The sequence below is a fragment of the Crassaminicella indica genome (genome assembly GCF_019203185.1).
GTDB classification, from domain to species: Bacteria; Bacillota; Clostridia; order Peptostreptococcales; family Thermotaleaceae; genus Crassaminicella; species Crassaminicella indica.
In genome coordinates, this window is the sequence record NZ_CP078093.1 from 1,315,298 (window position 1) to 1,335,619 (window position 20,322).

The 20,322-nt window shown below is 32.5% G+C and carries 18 protein-coding genes and 2 other annotated features; of the genes, 17 read left to right on the top strand and 1 reads right to left on the bottom strand.

All coding sequences use genetic code 11. The features are described 5' to 3' along the window. Positions 1-184: 184 nt before the first annotated feature. The 8 genes from KVH43_RS06185 to disA all read left to right on the top strand — a co-directional run bounded on the left by KVH43_RS06185 (position 185) and on the right by disA (position 9,153). Entirely contained in the window at positions 185-655 is a 471-nt protein-coding gene (locus KVH43_RS06185; protein WP_218283959.1) for a CtsR family transcriptional regulator, read from the top strand. A gap of 2 nt (positions 656-657) precedes the next feature. Beyond that, positions 658-1,164, top strand: a complete 507-nt coding sequence (locus KVH43_RS06190) for a UvrB/UvrC motif-containing protein (protein ID WP_218283960.1) — start codon at positions 658-660, stop codon at positions 1,162-1,164. Between the two features lie 17 nt (positions 1,165-1,181). Next, a complete protein-coding gene (locus tag KVH43_RS06195) occupies positions 1,182-2,210 on the top strand; it encodes a protein arginine kinase (protein ID WP_218283961.1) in 1,029 nt (342 codons plus the stop codon). 62 nt (positions 2,211-2,272) lie between these two features. Next, positions 2,273-4,720, top strand: a complete 2,448-nt coding sequence (locus tag KVH43_RS06200; protein WP_218284093.1) for an ATP-dependent Clp protease ATP-binding subunit — start codon at positions 2,273-2,275, stop codon at positions 4,718-4,720. A gap of 395 nt (positions 4,721-5,115) precedes the next feature. Continuing rightward, complete coding sequence (locus KVH43_RS06205) at positions 5,116-5,556, top strand: ACT domain-containing protein (RefSeq protein ID WP_218283962.1); 441 nt, start codon at positions 5,116-5,118, stop codon at positions 5,554-5,556. 40 nt (positions 5,557-5,596) lie between these two features. Next, positions 5,597-6,478 (top strand): homoserine kinase, encoded by an 882-nt coding sequence (thrB, locus tag KVH43_RS06210; protein WP_218283963.1) that lies wholly within the window; start codon positions 5,597-5,599, stop codon positions 6,476-6,478. Between the two features lie 134 nt (positions 6,479-6,612). Continuing rightward, complete coding sequence (gene radA / locus KVH43_RS06215; protein WP_218283964.1) at positions 6,613-7,983, top strand: DNA repair protein RadA; 1,371 nt, start codon at positions 6,613-6,615, stop codon at positions 7,981-7,983. Positions 7,984-8,100: 117 nt separating this feature from the next. Continuing rightward, entirely contained in the window at positions 8,101-9,153 is a 1,053-nt protein-coding gene (gene disA / locus KVH43_RS06220; RefSeq protein ID WP_218284094.1) for a DNA integrity scanning diadenylate cyclase DisA, read from the top strand. Between the two features lie 28 nt (positions 9,154-9,181). Here disA and KVH43_RS06225 read toward each other — a convergent pair whose 3' ends face one another. Beyond that, positions 9,182-9,577, bottom strand: a complete 396-nt coding sequence (locus tag KVH43_RS06225; protein WP_218283965.1) for a nucleoside triphosphate pyrophosphohydrolase family protein — start codon at positions 9,575-9,577, stop codon at positions 9,182-9,184. A gap of 274 nt (positions 9,578-9,851) precedes the next feature. On the opposite strand from KVH43_RS06225, the gene KVH43_RS06230 reads away from it, so the two are divergent. The 9 genes from KVH43_RS06230 (at position 9,852) to cysS (ending at position 20,310) form a co-directional block, all read left to right on the top strand. Then, complete coding sequence (locus tag KVH43_RS06230; RefSeq protein ID WP_218283966.1) at positions 9,852-10,328, top strand: CarD family transcriptional regulator; 477 nt, start codon at positions 9,852-9,854, stop codon at positions 10,326-10,328. Positions 10,329-10,470: 142 nt separating this feature from the next. Beyond that, positions 10,471-11,592, top strand: coding sequence for a PIN/TRAM domain-containing protein (locus tag KVH43_RS06235; RefSeq protein WP_218283967.1), 1,122 nt, complete (start codon positions 10,471-10,473; stop codon positions 11,590-11,592). 66 nt (positions 11,593-11,658) lie between these two features. Continuing rightward, complete coding sequence (ispD, locus tag KVH43_RS06240) at positions 11,659-12,360, top strand: 2-C-methyl-D-erythritol 4-phosphate cytidylyltransferase (protein WP_218283968.1); 702 nt, start codon at positions 11,659-11,661, stop codon at positions 12,358-12,360. Between the two features lie 10 nt (positions 12,361-12,370). Beyond that, entirely contained in the window at positions 12,371-12,856 is a 486-nt protein-coding gene (gene ispF / locus KVH43_RS06245) for a 2-C-methyl-D-erythritol 2,4-cyclodiphosphate synthase (RefSeq protein ID WP_218283969.1), read from the top strand. A 41-nt stretch (positions 12,857-12,897) separates the two neighbouring features. Further along, positions 12,898-13,119 (top strand) — a binding site (T-box leader). A gap of 83 nt (positions 13,120-13,202) precedes the next feature. Then, positions 13,203-14,645, top strand: a complete 1,443-nt coding sequence (gene proS, locus KVH43_RS06250; protein ID WP_218283970.1) for a proline--tRNA ligase — start codon at positions 13,203-13,205, stop codon at positions 14,643-14,645. A gap of 61 nt (positions 14,646-14,706) precedes the next feature. Then, positions 14,707-16,296: a proline--tRNA ligase gene (gene proS / locus KVH43_RS06255; protein ID WP_218283971.1), complete on the top strand. Its 1,590-nt coding sequence runs from the start codon at positions 14,707-14,709 to the stop codon at positions 16,294-16,296. A 192-nt stretch (positions 16,297-16,488) separates the two neighbouring features. After that, the gene (gltX, locus tag KVH43_RS06260) at positions 16,489-17,967 is read left to right on the top strand and encodes a glutamate--tRNA ligase (RefSeq protein WP_218283972.1); all 1,479 of its coding nucleotides are present in this window, start codon (positions 16,489-16,491) and stop codon (positions 17,965-17,967) included. Continuing rightward, positions 17,964-18,175 (top strand) — a binding site (T-box leader). Its footprint overlaps the gene before it by 4 nt. 73 nt (positions 18,176-18,248) lie before the next feature. Further along, positions 18,249-18,926 carry a serine O-acetyltransferase gene (gene cysE, locus KVH43_RS06265; protein WP_218283973.1) on the top strand — a complete coding sequence of 226 codons (678 nt, stop codon included), beginning with the start codon at positions 18,249-18,251 and terminating at the stop codon, positions 18,924-18,926. Then, positions 18,913-20,310, top strand: a complete 1,398-nt coding sequence (gene cysS / locus KVH43_RS06270; RefSeq protein ID WP_218283974.1) for a cysteine--tRNA ligase — start codon at positions 18,913-18,915, stop codon at positions 20,308-20,310. The genes cysE and cysS overlap by 14 nt, the downstream gene beginning before the upstream one ends. Positions 20,311-20,322: the final 12 nt, after the last annotated feature.

A 20,322-nucleotide genomic window follows, 5' to 3' on the forward strand; every position in this document is an offset into this window, starting at 1 on the left:
GAAAAAAGTCAATAATTTATTGGCTTTTTTTAAATGCTAAAAATATAGAAAGAATTATAGAAAAATAAAGATAATTAGATATATATTTGAAAAAATGCGATAAATGGTAAAAAATCAAACTTGAATAAAGAAAATTTTTTTACTAAACTAAAGTCAAAGAAAGTCAAAGATTAGGGAGATGCATATGGCAAGATTAAGTGATCTTATTGAAATTTTTATAAAGGAATTATTAAAGGATGCTAATAACAGAGGGATTGAGATTCAAAGAAATGAATTAGCAAATTATTTTAACTGTGCTCCTTCACAAATCAATTATGTGCTAACAACTCGATTCACTGTGGATAAAGGATATCTTATTGAAAGTAGAAGGGGTGGGGGAGGACATATAAAAATTTTTCAGATAAATGTAGATAAGAATCAGTATATCAGAATGCTTCTAGAAGAAATAGGAGATCAAATCAGTAAAATGAAAGGAGCTTCTATTATTGACGTATTAAAGGAGAAAAAAATGATTACAGAAAGAGAAAGCGTATTGATGAAAGCGGCTATTAGTGACAGAAGTATGAATATACCTATGAATATAAAAGATGAAGTAAGAGCGAATTTGCTAAAGAGCATGATTATTTCTATATGCAACTATAACGGGAGGGAATGAAAATGTTATGTGAAAAATGTCATAAAAGACAGGCTACTGTGCATTTGACTAAAATACTCAATAATAAAAAAACAGAAATTCATTTATGTGATCAGTGTGCAAAGCAAAATGAAGCAGTTGCTTTTGATACATCTTTTTCTATTAACAATTTTTTAGCAAGTATACTTGATTCTATACAGGACTCTCCTATAAAAGTAGATTATGTGAAAGCTACAAAATGTGATTATTGCGGAATGACATATGGAAAATTTAAGCAGTTAGGAAGATTAGGATGTTCAAAATGCTATAATGCTTTTGAAGAAAAATTAAACACTTTGATAAAAAGGATTCAAGGAAGTGAGAGTCATATAGGGAAAATACCAAAAAGAGCAGGAGGTTCTTTGAGAATAAAAAATGAAATAAAGGAATTAAAGATTAAGCTGAATGATGCTGTAAGAAATGAAGCATATGAAGAAGCAGCAGTACTTAGAGATAAAATAAAAGACCTTGAAAAGAATATAAAGGAATAGCTCTAGGAGGTGATTAGATGACAAAGTGGATGCAAGAGTCAGGACCAGATAACGATATTATTATTAGTAGCAGGATAAGGTTAGCTAGGAATGTGGAAGATTTTCCATTTCCAGTAGCACTTACAAAAGGGAAGAGTAAAGAGGTTGCTAAAGTTGTTTCAGATGCAATTCTTCAAGGAAAGAGTACTTTAAGAAATGATTTTGAGTTGATTACATTAGAAGAAGTATCTCAATTAGAAAGACAGGTTTTAGTAGAAAAGCATTTAATTAGTCCAACTTTAGCTACAAATTATGAAAAGGGTGCAGCACTTTTAAATAAAGATGAGTCTGTAAGTATTATGATTAATGAGGAGGATCATATAAGAATACAATGCTTGCTTCCAGGATTTCAATTAGATGAAGCTTGGGACATAGCCAATAAGATTGATGATGTTATAGAAGAGGAAGTAAAGTATGCTTTTGATGAAAATTTAGGTTACTTAACATCTTGTCCTACAAATGTAGGAACTGGAATTAGAGCATCTGTCATGATCCATTTACCTGCGTTGACAATGACTGGATATATAAATAGAATACTTCAAGCTGCAAGTCAGATTGGTTTAGCTGTAAGAGGTATTTATGGAGAGGGAACTGAATTTGCTGGAAATTTATTTCAGATATCTAATCAGTTGACTTTAGGAAGAAATGAAAAGGATATTATAGGAAATCTTAAGGATGTTACAAGACAAATAATTCAAAAGGAAAGAGATGCTAGAAGTACATTATTATCTAATAATGGCATACAGCTTAAAGATAGAGTTTATAGAGCTTTTGGCATTTTATGTAATGCAAGGATTTTAAGCTCACAGGAATGTATGAAGCTTTTATCAGATGTAAGATTGGGGATAGATGTAGGATTGTTAGAGGATATTAATATAGATAATGTAAATGAGATAATGGTAATGACACAACCAGCATATTTACAAAAAATAGCAGGAAAAGCTTTGAGCAGTAATGAAAGGGATATTAGACGGGCAAGTTTAGTAAGAGAAAAGTTAGGAAAATAAAGACTTGTGAATAATTGAGTATGAATAGTCAAACCTAAATATAGGAGGTGCTTTATATGGATATGTTTAGCAGATTTACAGAGAGAGCGCAAAAAGCAATTGTTCTTGCACAAGAAGAAGCAAAAAGTCTTAGACATAATTATGTTGGAACAGAGCATATTTTGCTAGGACTACTAAGAGAAGGGCAGGGTGTTGCAGCAAGAGCATTAGCAAATATGGGAGTAAGTCTAGATTATGTAAGGGAAAGAGTTAAAAATATTATTGGCTTGGGAAATGAGTTAAGTCCACAATTATTAGGTTTTACTCCTAGAACAAAGAGATTGTTTGAGCTTAGCTTTGCAGAAGCAAGAAGGATTGGACATAATTATATAGGAACAGAGCATTTACTTTTAGCTCTTATTCATGAAGGTGAAGGTGTAGCAGCAAAAATTTTGATAGATAGCGGTGTAAATCTATCAAAGGCAAGGAATGAAGTAATGAAGCTTTTAGGAAATTCAAATGAGCATCAAGGAGAAGCTGCTCGTGCTGCAAGTAATAAAAATACACCTACTTTAAATGAATATGGAAGAGATTTGACAGAGATGGCGAGGGAAGGAAAGCTTGATCCTGTAATTGGAAGAAGTAAAGAAATAGAAAGAGTAGTACAAATATTAAGCAGGAGAACAAAAAATAATCCTTGTTTGATTGGAGAACCCGGAGTAGGAAAAACAGCTATTGCAGAAGGATTAGCGCAAAAAATCGTTGCAGGAGATATTCCAGAAACATTAAAGGATAAAAGGGTAGTTACATTAGATTTGGCTTCTATGGTGGCTGGAGCAAAATATCGTGGAGAATTTGAAGACCGACTCAAAAAAGTAATGGTTGAGTTAAGGGAAGCAAAGGATGTTATTCTTTTTATTGATGAGATGCATACAATAATTGGAGCTGGTGCAGCAGAGGGTGCTATTGATGCATCAAATATTTTAAAGCCTGCTTTGGCTAGAGGAGAATTGCAGGTTATTGGGGCAACTACTTTAGATGAATATAGAAAGTATATTGAAAAGGATGCAGCCCTTGAGAGAAGATTTCAACCTATTCAGGTAGAAGAACCAACTGTAGAAGAAACAATACAGATTCTAAAGGGATTAAGAGATAAATATGAAGCACATCATGGAGTAAAAATTACAGACAAAGCGTTAGAAGCAGCAGCAAAGCTTTCTCATAGATATATTACAGATAGATTTTTACCAGATAAGGCTGTGGACCTAATTGATGAAGCTGCATCAAGAATAAGGTTGAAAATTGTAACACAGCCTCCAGAATTAAAGGATTTAGAAGAAAAATTAGAAGAGCTTGCAAAGGAAAAGGAAGAAGCTATCAGCGCTCAAGACTTTGAAAGAGCAGCTAGAGTAAGAGATGAAGAAAAACAAATAAAAGAAGAGCTAGAAAATAGAAAAAATAATTGGAAAGTAAAGGGCAATCAAGAAGCATCTGTAGGAGAAGAAGAAATTGCAGAAACTGTATCAAATTGGACAGGAATTCCAGTTAAAAAGCTTGCACAAGAAGAATCAGAGAAGCTTTTGAATATGGAAAAACTGCTTCATCAACGTGTAATAGGACAAGAGGAAGCTGTAAAAGCTGTTGCAAGAGCGGTAAGAAGAGCTCGTGTAGGACTTAAAGATCCAAAACGTCCAATTGGTTCTTTTATATTCTTAGGACCTACAGGAGTAGGAAAAACAGAACTTTCTAAAGCATTAGCAGAAGCTTTATTTGGAGATGAAGATGCTTTAATTCGAATTGATATGTCTGAATATATGGAAAAACATGCTGTATCTCGTTTAGTTGGTTCACCTCCAGGATATGTAGGACATGATGAAGGAGGACAGCTTACTGAAAAGGTAAGAAGAAAACCATATTCAGTTGTTTTATTTGATGAAATTGAAAAAGCACATCCAGATGTATTTAATATGCTTCTTCAAATATTAGATGATGGAAGACTTACAGATTCAAAAGGAAAAGTGGTTGATTTTAAAAACACAGTTGTTATTATGACGTCTAATGTAGGTGCTCATACTATTAAGAAGCAAAAAACCTTAGGATTTGCAAGTGGAGCAGAAGATGAAAAACAAACTGCATATGAAAAAATGAAGGAAAATGTGATGAATGAATTAAGAAAAAGCTTTAGACCAGAGTTTTTAAATAGAATTGATGAAGTAATTGTTTTCCATTCTTTAGAAAAAGAACATATTAATGAGATTGTAGAGTTAATGGTGAAGGATTTAACTAAAAAAATGAAAGCTTTAAATATAAAGCTTGAAATATCAGAAAAAGCCAAAAAGCTACTTGGAGAAAAAGGATTTGATCAAGAATATGGTGCAAGACCACTAAAACGTGCGATTACTAGAATGCTTGAGGATGCTTTATCTGAGGAAATATTAAAGGAGAATATTTCCAAAGACGATGATATTTTTGTAGATGTAGAAAATGGTGAAATTGTATTTAAAAATAAACTAAAATTAAATAAAGGATAATAAAGCTGCATAAAAATTGCAGCTTTATATATTTATTTTTTAATGTTGATGCTGTTTATCTATAGGTAAACAACTTCAAAATGAAATATAAAGAACAGTTCATTCCAGATAACTTTTGAAAAAACAAAACTTCATTACATGAAAAAATACTAAACCTTCAAAACTCACTTCGTTCAAACAATGAAGGTTCTTAACGTATTTTTCATGTAATTTCAGTAAGTTTTTTTACAAAAGTTATCAAAGTCATTCACTTATCTTTATATATTTATTTTTTAATGTTGATGCTGTTTATCTATAAAGTGTTGTATAGGTTATAAAAATATGTTAATATGATAAATATAGTTCGTGAGAGATAAACAATTGTATATTTTAAGCGAACAAGAGAGGTGAAATAAGTGACAGAAAGAAAATTTTTGATTATTGATACAGCCATTTTGCCAGATATTTATGAAAAGGTACTACAAACAAAAGAGTTGCTAAGAACAGGTAAAGCAAGAGGGGTAACAGAGGCAACACAAATGACAGGGATTAGTAGAAGTACTTATTATAAGTATAAAGATTTTATTTCTACTCCATCTGAAGGAAGCAGGGGGCAAAAGGTAACTATTACTTTATTATTAGACCATACGCCAGGAAATCTATCACATATATTAAATATAATGGCTCAGTGCAATGTTAATATATTGACGATCAATCAAGATATACCTATTAATGGGATTGCTAATATAAGCATTACATTTGATATTTCTGAGGCGAATATGGGAATAGATGAGATATTAGATGAATTAAGAAGCCAAGAAGGTACATCTAAGGTAGAATTAATTGCTATGGAATAAAAATGTATTCAAAATAGAGAGTATTGGATAGGTGGTAGATATGTTTAAGATAAAAGTACCAGCAACAACAGCTAATATGGGATCTGGATATGATACACTTGGGATGGCACTCACATTATATAATGAATTTGAGATAGAAAAAATAAATAAAGGAATAGAGACAGTAGGCTTTGGAGAAATCGGTTTAGAAGAGAATTTGGTGTACATAAGCATGAAAAAAACGTTAGAGCTTTATGGAAAAAAAGCAGATGGATTAAGAATTATTGCAAAGAAAATAGAGGTTCCTATGAGTAGAGGATTAGGGAGCAGTGCTACTTGTATTGTTGCAGGGATTATGATAGCTGACAAATTGATGGATAATATATGCAGTAAAGATGATATCATAAGAATAGGAACGGAAATAGAAGGACATCCTGATAATATTGTACCAGCGGTCATTGGTGGGATGAGTGTATCTATTTATGAGAATAATAAAGTGATATATTCAAAAGTAAATGTTCCTAAAAGCTTAAGATTTGCAGTGCTAATTCCTAATTTTACTGTTTCTACCCATGAAGCGAGAAAGGTTGTTCCAGAAAACTATAGTAAAAAGGATTGCATTTTTAATCTATCAAGAGTAGCAATGCTTGTAGCTAGTATGAATAATGGAGAAATTCATCATTTGAGAATGGCTACTGAGGATAAAATTCATCAACCATTTAGAGCTAATCTAATTCCTAATATAGATAAGATTTTTAGGGCTTCTAAGGATTTAGGATCAAAAGCAGAATTTATTAGCGGATCAGGATCAACTCTGATGGCTATTATTGATAAAGAAAATATTCATTTTGAAGAAAAAATGAATAAATTTCTAACAACTATTGAAGGTACCTGGAATGTTAAAATATTAGAAGTGGATAGGTGCGGTGCATTGTATTTATAAGAGGTTTTATGGCGTTTTGTCATAAAGCCTTTTTTCATACTCAGGTTTCATTGACGAGCATAGAATGAAAGTATAAAATCAAAAGAGAAAGGATATAGTTTTTATAAGAGATAAAACGGAATTTGGAGGAATATATGGCAAAAAAAGAAAAAACTATTTTTGTATGTCAAAATTGCGGCTATGAAAGTCCTAAATGGATGGGGCAATGTGTATGTGGCAGTTGGAACACTATGGTAGAAGAACGGATTAGTGCAACCAATCAGTACAAAAAATCACCAACTATTACAAGTTCTACAAAACCTTTATCGATTAAAGAAATAAAATCAAGCAATTATGATAGACTAAATACTTATATAAAGGAACTTAACCGAGTATTAGGAGGGGGAATGGTAAAGGGTTCACTAACATTAATATCTGGAGAACCTGGAATTGGTAAGTCTACGTTAATATTACAAGCAAGCAGCAATATTGCAAAGGAGTATGGTACAGTTCTTTATGTTTCAGGAGAAGAATCAGAAGAACAAATAAAAATGAGAGCAGAAAGACTTTGCGCAGTAGAAGATAGATTAATGATTGTATCAGAAACTAATGTGGATAGGATTAAGGAATATATACAAGAATTATGTCCTGTATTTGTAATTATTGATTCTATACAAACTCTTTTTAAACCAGATTTATCTTCTGCACCTGGTAGTGTTTCTCAGGTACGAGAATGTACAAATAATATTATGCATCTAGCTAAAACAAAAAATATTCCTATATTTATTGTTGCACATGTGACAAAAACAGGAGAATTGGCAGGGCCGAGGATATTGGAGCATCTTGTAGATACGGTACTTCATTTTACAGGAGAGAGGACTCAAGAATTTAGGGTTGTTCGAGCTTTAAAAAATCGTTTTGGAACAACTAGTGAGATTGGTGTTTTTGAAATGAGAGAAGAAGGATTAATGGAGGTTGCTAATCCATCAGAAATGTTTTTAGAGGGGCTTAACAATATGGAAGGATCTATTGTTATTAGTAGTTTAGAAGGAACAAGGCCTCTGCTTTTAGAAATTCAGGCATTAGTTGCTCCAACCAATCTAGGATTTGCAAGAAGAGCAGCCATTGGTATTGACTTAAATCGATTGAATTTAATTTTGGCAGTTTTAGAAAAAAAGGTAGGAATTCCTCTTATGAATCAAGATGTTTATGTAAATGTAGTTGGGGGACTCAAGCCTGAAGGAACTTCATCAGATTTAGGGGTAGCTCTTGCTATTTACTCAAGTATGAGAGGATTAATAATTCCTACTACAAATACTATTGCTATTGGAGAAATCGGGTTGACCGGAGAATTAAGATCTGTTTCCAATATAGAGAAGATGATTAAAGAGGCTGCAAAAATGGGATTTAAAAGATGTATACTCCCTAAAAAGATTATAAAAAAATTAAAATTAGAGGAACAAATTAAATTGATAGGAGCAAATTCTTTAAAAGATGCCATAGATTGTATGTTTTTTGAAAATTAAATGCAATATGTCTTTGATTAGGATGTATAGATGTAATATAATAGGAAAGATAGGAGAAATAAGATTGGGAGGACAATACAATTGGTAAGAGAAGATAAGGTAAAAGAAGAAGATATAATGGAATCGATTAAGATACTAGCTCCTGGTACGCCTTTAAGAGAAGGACTAGAAAATGTTTTAAGAGCTAAAACAGGGGCTTTGATTGTTATAGGGGATAATGAAGAAGTGATGAACCTTGTAGATGGAGGTTTTTCTATAAATGTTGATTTGTCAACGGCATATTTGTATGAGCTGGCAAAGATGGACGGGGCAATTATACTAAGTTCAGATGCAAAAAAAATATTATATGCAAATACGCAGTTGATTCCTGATCCGTCTATACCTTCTTCGGAAACTGGTATAAGACATAGAACTGCTGAGAGAGTGGCTCGACAGACGGGGCTTATTGTTATATCTATCTCACAAAGAAGAAACATTATAACTATTTACAAAGGCTATTCCAAATATATTGTCCAAGATACCAATAAAATATTAAACAAAGCAAATCAAGCTATTCAAACTTTGGAAAAATATAGAAAAGTTTTAGATCAAGCAATGACTAATTTAAGTGGTTTGGAATTTGAAGATTTAGTTACTATTCAAGATGTAGCTATAGTACTCCAAAGAACAGAAATGGTTATGCGTATTGTTTCTGAGATAGATAAATATATTAGCGAATTAGGAAATGAAGGACGCCTTGTAAGTATGCAGTTAGAAGAATTATTAGCCAATGTCAAAGAAGATGGAAAATATGTAGTTGAAGATTATATGGTGAAGGATGAAAATGTAAATTATAATACAGTAAGTAGGCAAATAAAAAATCTATCTTCTGAAGAACTATTGGATTTATCTAATATTGGCAAGATTTTAGGCTATAATGGAACCTTGAATGATTTATTAGATATACCTGTTTCACCACGGGGTTTTAGAATTTTAAGTAAAGTTCCAAGACTGCCTATGTCTGTAATTCAAAATGTAGTAGAGCATTTTAGCGATTTTCAGAGCATATTAAAAGCATCTATAGAAGAACTAGATGATGTAGAAGGAATTGGTGAGATTAGAGCAAGGGCTATTAAAGAAGGACTAAGAAGGGTACAAGAACAAGTACTACTAGATCGACATATTCGTTAAATAAAAAAGCACCAAATATTGGTGCTTTTTAGTATAAGCTGTATTTTCCAAGAGTATTAATATTTTTACATTGTTTAGTTAATATTTCATGAATATCAAGGTCTAGTGAATTACAAATCGCTACTAGATAGAATAAATGATTTCCCATTTCTTCGTTTATTTTGTCTTTGCAAATATCACAAAGATCTCCAGAAATATGATTTTCTAAAAAATCCTTTAATTCATCATAAGAAATATCTTTTGGTATTTCTTGTGCCTTTGCATTGATATGAATACATCCACAGCTTGTAGCGGCTTTTATAATAGATCTATTTACTCTTGCACAACTCTCTTGATATTTTGATATAATATCAAGAATACTTTTATGTCGAATAAGCACTTCTGAAACACTATTCTGAAATTTATGAAGAATAGAATTGTCCATTGATCTTATCACCTCTGTAAAAAAGTTCTACTCAAGTTTATTCTAGCATATTATAGATAAAAGTTAAAGGTTATTAGATTAAATTTAATTTTAGAGTTGAAAATAGGAAAATTAGCCTGTTTCGTGGTAAAATATGAGAAAAAAGGGGATATTATTCTGAAAAATAAAGTTGACAATGCTTGTAACGTGTGGTAAAATAAATATTTTCTTGACAGAACCTACCCCTTATTGTATACTGAATATAGGGAATGTACAATGTGGGAGGTTTTGCTGGATGTTCAATATCGGTGATAAAGTGGTTTACCCTATGCATGGTGCAGGGATTATTGAAGCCATAGAAGAAAAAGAGATATTGGGGAAGAAGCGTAAATATTATATTATGAAGATGCCTCTAGGAGATATGAAAGTAATGATCCCTCTTGATAATGTAGAAGATATCGGATTAAGAGAAATCGTATCTTTAAAGGAAGTAGATCAAGTAGTAGCTGTATTAAATGACGATATTTCTAAGATGCCTAAAAACTGGAATAGACGATATAGAGCAAATATGGATAAGATAAGAAGCGGAGATATTTATGAGGTTGCTATGGTTGTGAGAAATTTAACCTTAAGAGATAGAGAAAAAGGTTTGTCGACAGGAGAAAGAAAGATGCTAGCGAATGCAAAACAAATCCTAATAAGTGAGATTGTATTGGCTAGAGGCATAGAAGAAAAGGTTGCTGAAGATTTAATTGACACAGCTATTCAATAATGTGAAGCGTCGTGATGACGCTTCACTTTTATCATTGCAGATATGTTTTACCAAAATATACAAATTTTGTTGAAATTAGATCGTGTTTAGTTATAAAATAAAATTAGCATGGTTATACTTTTAAAACAGGAGGTGAAGAAATATGTTCAACAAAATCGTAAGAGGTGCATTAACCTTAGCGGGTGCTTCAGTTGGTTATGCAGCTGCTATATTCTTGATAAAGCTGGCTAAAGTTCAAGACTTTGTACAAATGCCAGAGATTACACCTGTTATGGGAATTGTTGTGAGTGTTATAGGTGCGATATTAGGTGGAATTATATTTTTTACTATTACTCCGTGGTTGATGAAAAAAGGTTTAAGTTCAGCAAACTGGGTAGAGGGAGAGCTTCAAAAAATTCCTACTATGGATATGGTTATTGGAGCTTTAGGATTAATCATTGGGTTGGTTATTGCTTATTTAATTAGCAGCTTGCTAATGGGGATATCTATTCCATTAGTTGGACCTATTTTATCTATCATGCTGTATATATTTTTAGGATATTTAGGTGTGAGCTTAGCAACGAAAAAAAGAGAAGACTTAGGGAATATTTCTATGCTGTTTAAAAAGAATATAGCAGCTAAGGAAAAGGTAGAGACAAAGAAAGAAAATAGTGGTATTCCTAAAATATTAGATACTAGCGTGATAATTGATGGTAGAATTGCAGATATCGTGCAGACAGGCTTTGTAGAAGGACCTATTGTGATTCCAGAGTTTGTTCTTGAAGAATTAAGACATATTGCAGATTCATCAGACAGTCTAAAAAGGGCAAGAGGTAGAAGAGGGTTAGATATTTTAAATCGTATCCAAAAGGAATTGCCTATAGAAGTAAAGATTACAGATAAAGATTTTGAAGAGGTGTCAGAAGTAGATATAAAATTATTAAGACTTGGTCAATTTATGGGTGGAAAAGTTGTTACAAATGATTATAATTTGAATAAAGTTGCTGAACTTCAAGGAGTACCTGTACTGAATATTAATGAGCTTGCAAATGCCATAAAACCAGTAGTTCTGCCTGGCGAGGAAATGGTTGTACAAGTGATAAAAGAAGGAAAAGAATCAGGGCAGGGAGTAGCGTACTTAGATGATGGAACAATGATTGTTGTAGAAGGTGGAAGAAAACATATTGGAGAGACTATGGGGGTTCTTGTTACTAGTGTGTTGCAAACTGCTGCAGGAAGAATGATTTTTGCAAAGCCTAAAATGATGGTTGATAAAACGGCATAATCGTTTATAATAAAATTGTACCCAGCATATGCTGGGTTTTGTTTTGAAATAAATGAGGTGAAAATTTTGAGAAAAGAAAAATTTGTTTCTGTGATTATTGCGGCAGCAGGAAAAGGGAAAAGAATGAATAGCCATATTAATAAACAGTATTTGAATATAGGAGAAAAGCCTGTACTTGCTCATACTATCGAAGTTTTTAATAAGTGCTCTTTTATTGATGAAATAATTGTTGTAACACATCCTGATGAAGTTGCATATTGTAAAGAAAAGGTGATAAATTTTTTTGGGCTTGAAAAAGTAACAAAGGTTGTAGCAGGAGGTAAAGAACGTCAAGAGTCGATATTTAATGGGTTAAAGGCAGTATATCAAAAATGTGATATTGTAGTTATTCATGATGGTGCAAGACCGTTTGTAAGAGAAGAATATATTTTAAAGAGTATAGATGAGGCGATAAAGCATAAAGCCGTAGGGGTAGGTGTACCTGTAAAGGATACAATCAAAGTAGTGGATGAGGAAAAAAATATTAAAAATACGCTAAATAGAAATGTTCTTTGGGCTATACAAACTCCACAGACCTTTGACTATCAGTTGTTGTTGAGAGCCCATAAAAAAGCGATAGAAGATGGATATTTGGGTACAGATGATACTGTGTTAGTTGAAAGATTGGGTGAAAAAGTGAGAATGCTTATGAGTAGCTATGACAATATAAAAATAACTACACCAGAAGATTTGTATATAGGAGAAGCTATTTTAAGGAATAGAAAATAGGAGGTTTTTTATGCGTATTGGTATGGGATATGATGTACATAAATTAGTTGATGGAAGAAAACTTATATTAGGTGGTGTTGAAATACCATATAAAAAGGGACTATTGGGACATTCTGATGCAGATGTACTCCTTCATGCTATAAAGGATGCATTGCTTGGAGCAGCAGCTCTTGGAGATATTGGAAAGCTATTTCCAGATACGGATGATAAGTTCAAGGGGGTTTCTAGTATAAAATTGTTATCAGAAGTAAATACTATTCTTCATACTAAAGGATATATAGTAAATAATATTGACAGTACGATTATTGCACAAAAGCCTAAAATGGCTCCATATATAGAGCAAATGAGAAGAAACATAGCAGATACTTTAGGGATAGGAGTAGATGCTGTGAATGTAAAGGCAACTACTACGGAAGGATTGGGCTTTACAGGAATGGGTGAAGGTATTGCAGCTCAAGCTGTTGCAAGTATTATAAGATTTTCTGTTGACAAATAAGCCAATATTGGTTAATATGTATTTAAGTTTAATTAAAAATGGTAAAAGCTGTGATAGGGAATAGTAGGATAGATGATTCTTTAAGAGAGCAAAGTTCATAGGCTGAGAGACTTTGTAAGAGGTATCTTTTCGAACCCGCCCTGGAGCTTAAGACTGAAAATCAGTAAGTCTTTACGGAGCTAGACCGTTATATCTAGTTTGAGAGGATTCTTTTGAATTAATTAGAGTGGTACCGCGGAAAATTATGCCCTTTCGTCTCTAGATGTAGACGAAGGGGTTTTTTTATGAAAGACTTTGTTGTTTTGATTAGAAATAAGATATTGTCTATGAAGAAAGGAGAAGGGATATGGCAAAGAAGGAAAAAGCATTTGTAAAAGATATAACACCTATGGAGGTTGACTTTCCACAATGGTATACAGATGTTATTAAGAAAACGGATATGGTAGATTATTCACCAGTAAAAGGATTTATGGTTATTAAACCTTATGGCTATGCTATATGGGAAAATATTCAAAGCTATATGGACAAAAGATTCAAAGATACAGGACATAAAAATATGTATTTTCCATTACTTATTCCAGAAAGCTTATTAAAAAAAGAAGCAGAGCATGTTGAAGGATTTGCACCAGAGGTAGCGTGGGTAACTCATGGGGGAAATGAAAAGCTTGCAGAAAGACTATGTGTACGACCTACATCAGAAACTATTATCTGTTCTATGTATTCAAAATGGTTAAATTCATATAGAGATTTACCTTATCTTTATAACCAGTGGTGTAGTGTTGTAAGATGGGAAAAATCTACAAGACCTTTCTTAAGAACATCAGAGTTTTTATGGCAAGAAGGACATACTTTGCATGAAACGGAAGAAGAAGCACAAGCAGAGACTATTCAAATGCTTAACATATATAAAGAAACAGCAGAAGAATTATTAGCGATTCCTGTTATAACAGGAAGAAAGAGTGAAAAAGAAAAGTTTGCAGGAGCTCAGGCTACTTATACGATGGAAGCATTAATGCATGACGGTAAAGCACTTCAAGCTGGTACATCTCATAATTTAGGGCAGCATTTTACAAAAGCATTTGATATTACATTCTTAGGAAGAAATGGAGAAATGCAGCATCCATACCATACATCGTGGGGTGTATCTACAAGATTAATTGGCGGTATTATAATGGTTCATGGAGATAATAGAGGATTAGTACTTCCTCCTAGAGTAGCGCCAACTCAAGTGATTATTATTCCTATTGCACAGCATAAGGAAGGTGTCTTAGACAAAGCTTATGAGCTTAAGAAAGCTTTAGGAGAAGATATTAGAATAGAAATTGATGATAGTGAAAACAATTCACCAGGTTGGAAGTTTAATGAATGGGAAATGAAAGGAGTTCCAATCCGTATAGAGATAGGTCCTAGAGATATAGAAAATAATCAAGTAATGATTTTTAGAAGAGATACCTTAGAAAAGCAAGCTGTTCCAATGGAAGGATTAAAAGAGACAGTAACAAAATTGTTAGATGATATTCATTATAATATGTTAGAGAAAGCTCGTAGATATAGAGATGAAAAAACTTATTATGTAGAAAATTTTGAAGACTTTAAGAAAAAGCAAGAAGAAAAACCTGGTTTTGCAAAGGCTATGTGGTGTGGAGATCGTGCATGTGAAGAACGAATAAAAGCAGAAACAGGTGCGACGATAAGATGTATTCCATTTGAGCAAGAGGATTTGGGAAATAAGTGTCATTTTTGCGGAAAAGAAGCAAAGCATATGGTATACGTAGCAAGAGCATATTAAAAGAGGTGGTTATCATGATAACCACCTTCATTTATAAATAAAAGGGAAAGGGGATTTAAAAATGAGAGCATCAAAACTGTATTTAAATACTTTAAAGGAAGTTCCTTCAGAGATTGAAAAAATATCAGAAAAGCTACTCATTAGAGCTGGTATTATGAGAAAGGTTGGGGGAAGCTATGCCTATTTGCCATTAGGATACAGGATTATTGAGAAAATAAATAAAATAGCAAAAGAAGTATTCGATGAAGCAGGAATACAAGAATTTACTATGCTTTCACAAGCAAGTGAAGAATTATATGCACAACTTGTGAAAAAAGACTTAAAGTCGTATAAGCAGCTTCCGTTTGGATTTTATCAAGTGCAAACAGTGTGTCAAAATGCGGAAAATAAAAAAGGAAATATCAATTTTTCTATAGTTACTTTTGATAAAGATTTAGAGGGCTTAAATAAACACTTTGAAGCTTTACACACATATTATGAAAAAATATTTAAAAAATGTGGATTACCTACAGTACAAGTGAAGGATATCCACAATGAAGAAGAAATATTATCTGGTAAATTTGTAAGGATTTCTGATGAAGGAAAAGAAGAAATCGCTTTATGTAAGGATTGTGGTTATAAGGCTACAAGAAAACGAGCAAAATGCATTGTAGATCTACCTAAACAAGATGAGGAAATGTATCCATTAGAAGAAGTTTATACACCAAATGTAAAAACTATTGAAGAACTAAATAAATTTTTGGATGTAGAAGAAGAACGACTAATGAAATGCTTATTACTAAAAGGAAAGGATAAATTTATAGCAGCATTTATTCGCGGAGATAGAGATTTAAATTTAACAAAGCTAGAAGATGGGCTAAATTTAGAACCGATGGAACTAAGTTTTGCAGAGGCTGAAGATGTAGAGCGTATTACAGGTGCAAAGACAGGTTTTGCAGGTCCAATAGGGATAAAGGATGTTACTATAGTTGTAGATGATGAAGTAGTAGAGATGAAAAATGCTATAGCAGGTGGGAACAAAACAGATTATCATATTAAAAATGTAAATTATGAAAGAGATTTCAAGGCTGATTATATTTTTGATATAAAAACCATAAAAGAAGGAGACAAATGTCCGAAATGTAATGGGCATATATCAATTAAGAGAGCTACCCAATTTGGGCAAATAAAGAAACTAAAAACAGACTATAGTCAACAATTAGGAGTTACATTTATTGATGAGCTTGGAAAAGAAAAACCTGTGTTTATGGGTAATTATATATTAGATATTACAAAAATATTATTTGGTATTGTAGATGCTAATCATGATGAAGGTGGAATTATATGGCCAATGAGTGTTGCACCTTTTCATGTAATAATTACTGTAGTGAATGTAAAGAAGGAAGAACAAGTCCTTTTAGGAGAAAAAATATATAAAGAATTATTAGATGCAGGCATTGAAGTATTGTTAGATGATAGAAACGAAAGAGCAGGAGCTAAGTTTAAAGATGCAGACCTTTTAGGTATTCCTATAAGAATTACGGTAGGAAAAAAAGCAGGAGAAGGTATTGTGGAGTATAAAATAAGAAATAAAGAAGAAAAAGAAGAGATTACTTATAATCAAGCAGTTTCAAATGTATTAAATATGTTAAATGTTGTTATAGATAAATAACTTCAAAAGTTATCAAAGTCATTCACTTATCTTTATATATTTCTTTTTTAATGTTGATGTTGTTTATCTATATAGTATAAAATAAAAGGACTAAAGGGTAAAATAGCATATAAGGGTAAATCAGTTGATAATAAATGTATTTTTCGATATAATGAATGAATATAAAAAGTTTTTTAATTAGGAGGAGCTTGTATGACGGTAAGAGTTAGATTTGCACCAAGTCCTACAGGATTTGTACATATAGGAAGTTTAAGGACTGCTCTATATAATTATTTATTTGCAAAACAAAATAATGGTAAGTATATATTGAGAATAGAAGATACAGATAGAACAAGATATGTTGAAGGTGCCATAGAAAATATGATTGAAGCTTTAAAATGGGCTGGCATTGAGCATGATGAAGGAGTTGTGCTTGAAAATGGAAAGCTTGTTCAAAAAGGAGAAATGGGACCATATGTCCAATCAGAAAGACTTGAAATTTATCAAAAATATATTCAAAAGCTACTTGAAGAGGGACATGCATATTATTGCTTCTGTTCTAAAGAAAGATTAGAAAGAGTAAGAGAAGAACAAAAGAATAATGGAGAGACTCCTAAGTATGATGGTCATTGCAGAAATATTTCTATAGAAGAAGCAAAGAGAAGGATTGCGAGTGGGGAAGAATATGTAGTGAGATTAAAATTTCCTGAAAATAGAGAGATTGCTTTTTCTGATGTAATAAGAGGAAATGTAGTGGTTAATACAAATGATTTAGATGATCAGGTACTGATGAAAACAGATGGATTCCCAACATATCATTTTGCTGTTGTGGTAGATGATCATTTAATGAAGATTACTCATGTAATTCGTGGAGAAGAATGGATTATATCAACACCAAAGCATGCTTATTTATATGAAGTATTAGGATGGGAAGCACCAAAATTTGTACATCTTCCAAATATTTTAAATAAAGATAGAAAGAAATTAAGTAAAAGACAAGGGGATGTTGCTGCAGAAGACTTTAAGAGAAAAGGATATCTTCCGCAAGGACTTGTAAATTACTTAGCACTTGTAGGTTGGAGTCCAGAGGATAATCAAGAGATTTTCTCTATGGAGGATTTGATTGAAAAATTTTCACTAGAGAGAGTATCTAAAAGTGGAGGGGTATTTGATACAGACAAGTTAAACTGGATTAATGCTCACTATATGAAAGAAGCTTCTGTTGAAGAGATTACTGATTTAGCTATTCCTCATCTTGTAGATGCTGGATATATTACAAAAGAAGAAGCGAAAGAGAAATATGAATGGCTAAAGGATATGGTACAATTACTACAGGATAGACTTTCCTTTGCTGGTGAAATCGTAGAAAAAGCAGATATTTTCTTTAAAACAGAAATAACACCAGAAGATGAAAAAGCTGAGGAGGTTCTAAAGCTTGAGCATCTACCGCATCTATTAGAAGTATTTGCACAAAAGGTAAAGGAAGCTGAAATAGTTGATGAATCATTTGGAAAAACAGCATTAAAAGCTATTCAAAAAGAAACTGGGTATAAAGGGAAAAATCTTTTTATGCCGATCAGAGTGGCACTAACAGGAGAAGTACATGGTCCTGACTTGAATTTGATGATGAAAGTTTTAGGGAAACAAAATATACTATCTCGCATAGAATATGTAAAAACACATCTATTATAAATGCAGTGATTAGGAGAGTAGGTTTAAAAAAGCTGACAGAGAAAAGCTATCGTTGGCTGAGAGTAGCTTAAGTGTTTTTTAAACTGAAGTGCACCTATGAGCAGCTGTCCGAAAATTAGTAGGCACAGTCGGTAAGCGCCGTTAATGCTAAATAAGCTGAGGGGAAACCCTAAGCAGAGTGGAACCGCGAATGACCTTCGTCTCTGTATATGGAGAGGAAGGTTTTTTTATTTAACTTTAACAAATTTTGCCACTTATCACTATGGAAAGGAGGATGGGATATGTTAAAATTATTAAGAGCTCTTAATGAAGATATTGAAGCTGTTTTAGATAGAGACCCTGCTGCAAAGAGTAAGCTTGAAGTGCTTTTGTGCTATCCATGTATCCACAGTATTATTAGTCATCGCATTGCCCATGCCTTGTACAATAGAGGATTTGTGGTATTGGCAAGATTTATATCTCAAATGGCAAGATTTTTTACAGGTATAGAAATTCATCCAGGAGCGAAAATAGGCAAAAGGCTTTTTATTGATCATGGTATGGGTGTGGTGATTGGAGAAACAACTGAAATTGGTGATGATGTTACTATTTATCAAGGTGCTACTTTAGGTGGAACAGGAAAAGAAAAAGGAAAAAGGCATCCTACAATAGGAAACAATGTTGTAATAAGTAGTGGTGCTAAAGTATTAGGTCCTTTTAAAGTAGGGGATAATTCAAAAATAGGTTCAGGTTCTGTTGTATTAAAGGAAGTGCCACCAAACTGTACAGTTGTAGGGGTGCCGGGGCGTATTGTTGTTAAGGACAATGTAAAAATAAGGAGCATTAGTAAACCTGATATTGATTTGGATCAAGTTCATTTACCAGATCCAATAATGCAAGAGTTAGAATGCTTGAGAAAAAGAATTGCTCATTTAGAGAAAATGCTTGAGGAGGGGGAAAAGAGAAATGAAGCTATATAATACACTTACAAGAAAGAAGGAAGAATTCATACCAATAGATAAAAATAATGTAAAAATATATGCTTGTGGTCCAACGGTATATAATTACTTTCATATTGGGAATGCAAGACCTTTTGTTGTGTTTGACACATTAAGAAGATATCTTGAGTATAGAGGGTATAATGTAAAATTTGTACAAAATTTCACAGATGTAGATGATAAAATTATTAATAGAGCAAATGAAGAGGGAATAACACCTAAAGAGGTGAGTGAAAAATATATAGAGGAATATTTTAAAGATGCAAAAACTATAGGTGTAAGAAAAGCAGATGTACATCCTAAAGTAACTGAAAATATTGATGATATTATATCATTTGTACAAAAATTAATAGATAGGGGATATGCTTATGAAGTAAATGGAGATGTATATTTTGATACATCAAAATTTAAGGATTATGGAAAATTATCTAAGCAAAGCATAGAGGATTTAGAAGCTGGAGCGAGAATTGAAGTGAATGATGTGAAGAAAAGTCCAATGGATTTTGCTTTATGGAAAAGTCAAAAACCGGGAGAAATTGCATGGAGTAGTCCGTGGGGGAAAGGTAGACCGGGATGGCATATTGAATGCTCTGTTATGGCTACAAAATATTTAGGAGAAACTATTGATATTCATGCAGGGGGGCAGGATTTAATTTTCCCACATCATGAAAATGAAATCGCTCAAAGTGAAGCTTGTACAGGGAAACCATTTGCTAAATATTGGATGCATAATGGATATATTACTATTAATAATGAAAAAATGTCGAAATCAAAGGGGAATTTTTTTACAGTAAGAGATGTACTAAAAGAATTTGACGGAGAAGTAGTGCGTTTTTTCCTATTATCAGCGCAATACAGAAATCCAATTAATTTTAGCAGGGAGCTTATGGAGCAAGCGAAAAATGGCTTGGAAAGACTGTATAATGCGAAAAATAATTTATTTCATTTACTCCAAAATGTAGAAGAAAGAGATATTGATGAAGAAGAAAAAGCATTGTTTAAAGTGTTTGAAAAGTACAGGGAAAAATTTATTGAAGCAATGGAAGATGATTTGAATACAGCAGATGCTATTGCAGCAGTGTTTGAATTAGTAAAAGAAATAAATTCTCATGTAAATGAAAAGGCTTCAAAGGAGTTTGTACAAAAAAGCTTAGAGCTATTTATGGAATTGGCTAGTGTCTTAGGAATTGCTACAAAAGAGCAAGAAAATTTAGATGAAGAAATTGAAAAGCTGATAGAAGAAAGACAGCAGGCTAGAAAGAATAGAAACTTTGCATTAGCAGATAAAATAAGAGATGATTTAAAGGCTAGAGGGATAATTCTTGAAGATACACCACAAGGAACAAAATGGCATATACAAAAATAAAAAAATAGCCGA

Bases quoted from the DNA above. Each gene is read 5' to 3' on its own strand.
- KVH43_RS06185 (WP_218283959.1), top strand. From the start codon at position 185: ATGGCAAGATTAAGTGATCTTATTGAAATTTTTATAAAGGAATTATTA.
- KVH43_RS06190 (WP_218283960.1), top strand. From the start codon at position 658: ATGTTATGTGAAAAATGTCATAAAAGACAGGCTACTGTGCATTTGACT.
- KVH43_RS06195 (WP_218283961.1), top strand. From the start codon at position 1,182: ATGACAAAGTGGATGCAAGAGTCAGGACCAGATAACGATATTATTATT.
- KVH43_RS06200 (WP_218284093.1), top strand. From the start codon at position 2,273: ATGTTTAGCAGATTTACAGAGAGAGCGCAAAAAGCAATTGTTCTTGCA.
- thrB (WP_218283963.1), top strand. From the start codon at position 5,597: ATGTTTAAGATAAAAGTACCAGCAACAACAGCTAATATGGGATCTGGA.
- radA (WP_218283964.1), top strand. From the start codon at position 6,613: ATGGCAAAAAAAGAAAAAACTATTTTTGTATGTCAAAATTGCGGCTAT.
- disA (WP_218284094.1), top strand. From the start codon at position 8,101: ATGGAATCGATTAAGATACTAGCTCCTGGTACGCCTTTAAGAGAAGGA.
- KVH43_RS06225 (WP_218283965.1), bottom strand. From the start codon at position 9,577: ATGGACAATTCTATTCTTCATAAATTTCAGAATAGTGTTTCAGAAGTG.
- KVH43_RS06230 (WP_218283966.1), top strand. From the start codon at position 9,852: ATGTTCAATATCGGTGATAAAGTGGTTTACCCTATGCATGGTGCAGGG.
- KVH43_RS06235 (WP_218283967.1), top strand. From the start codon at position 10,471: ATGTTCAACAAAATCGTAAGAGGTGCATTAACCTTAGCGGGTGCTTCA.
- ispF (WP_218283969.1), top strand. From the start codon at position 12,371: ATGCGTATTGGTATGGGATATGATGTACATAAATTAGTTGATGGAAGA.
- proS (WP_218283970.1), top strand. From the start codon at position 13,203: ATGGCAAAGAAGGAAAAAGCATTTGTAAAAGATATAACACCTATGGAG.
- proS (WP_218283971.1), top strand. From the start codon at position 14,707: ATGAGAGCATCAAAACTGTATTTAAATACTTTAAAGGAAGTTCCTTCA.
- gltX (WP_218283972.1), top strand. From the start codon at position 16,489: ATGACGGTAAGAGTTAGATTTGCACCAAGTCCTACAGGATTTGTACAT.
- cysE (WP_218283973.1), top strand. From the start codon at position 18,249: ATGTTAAAATTATTAAGAGCTCTTAATGAAGATATTGAAGCTGTTTTA.
- cysS (WP_218283974.1), top strand. From the start codon at position 18,913: ATGAAGCTATATAATACACTTACAAGAAAGAAGGAAGAATTCATACCA.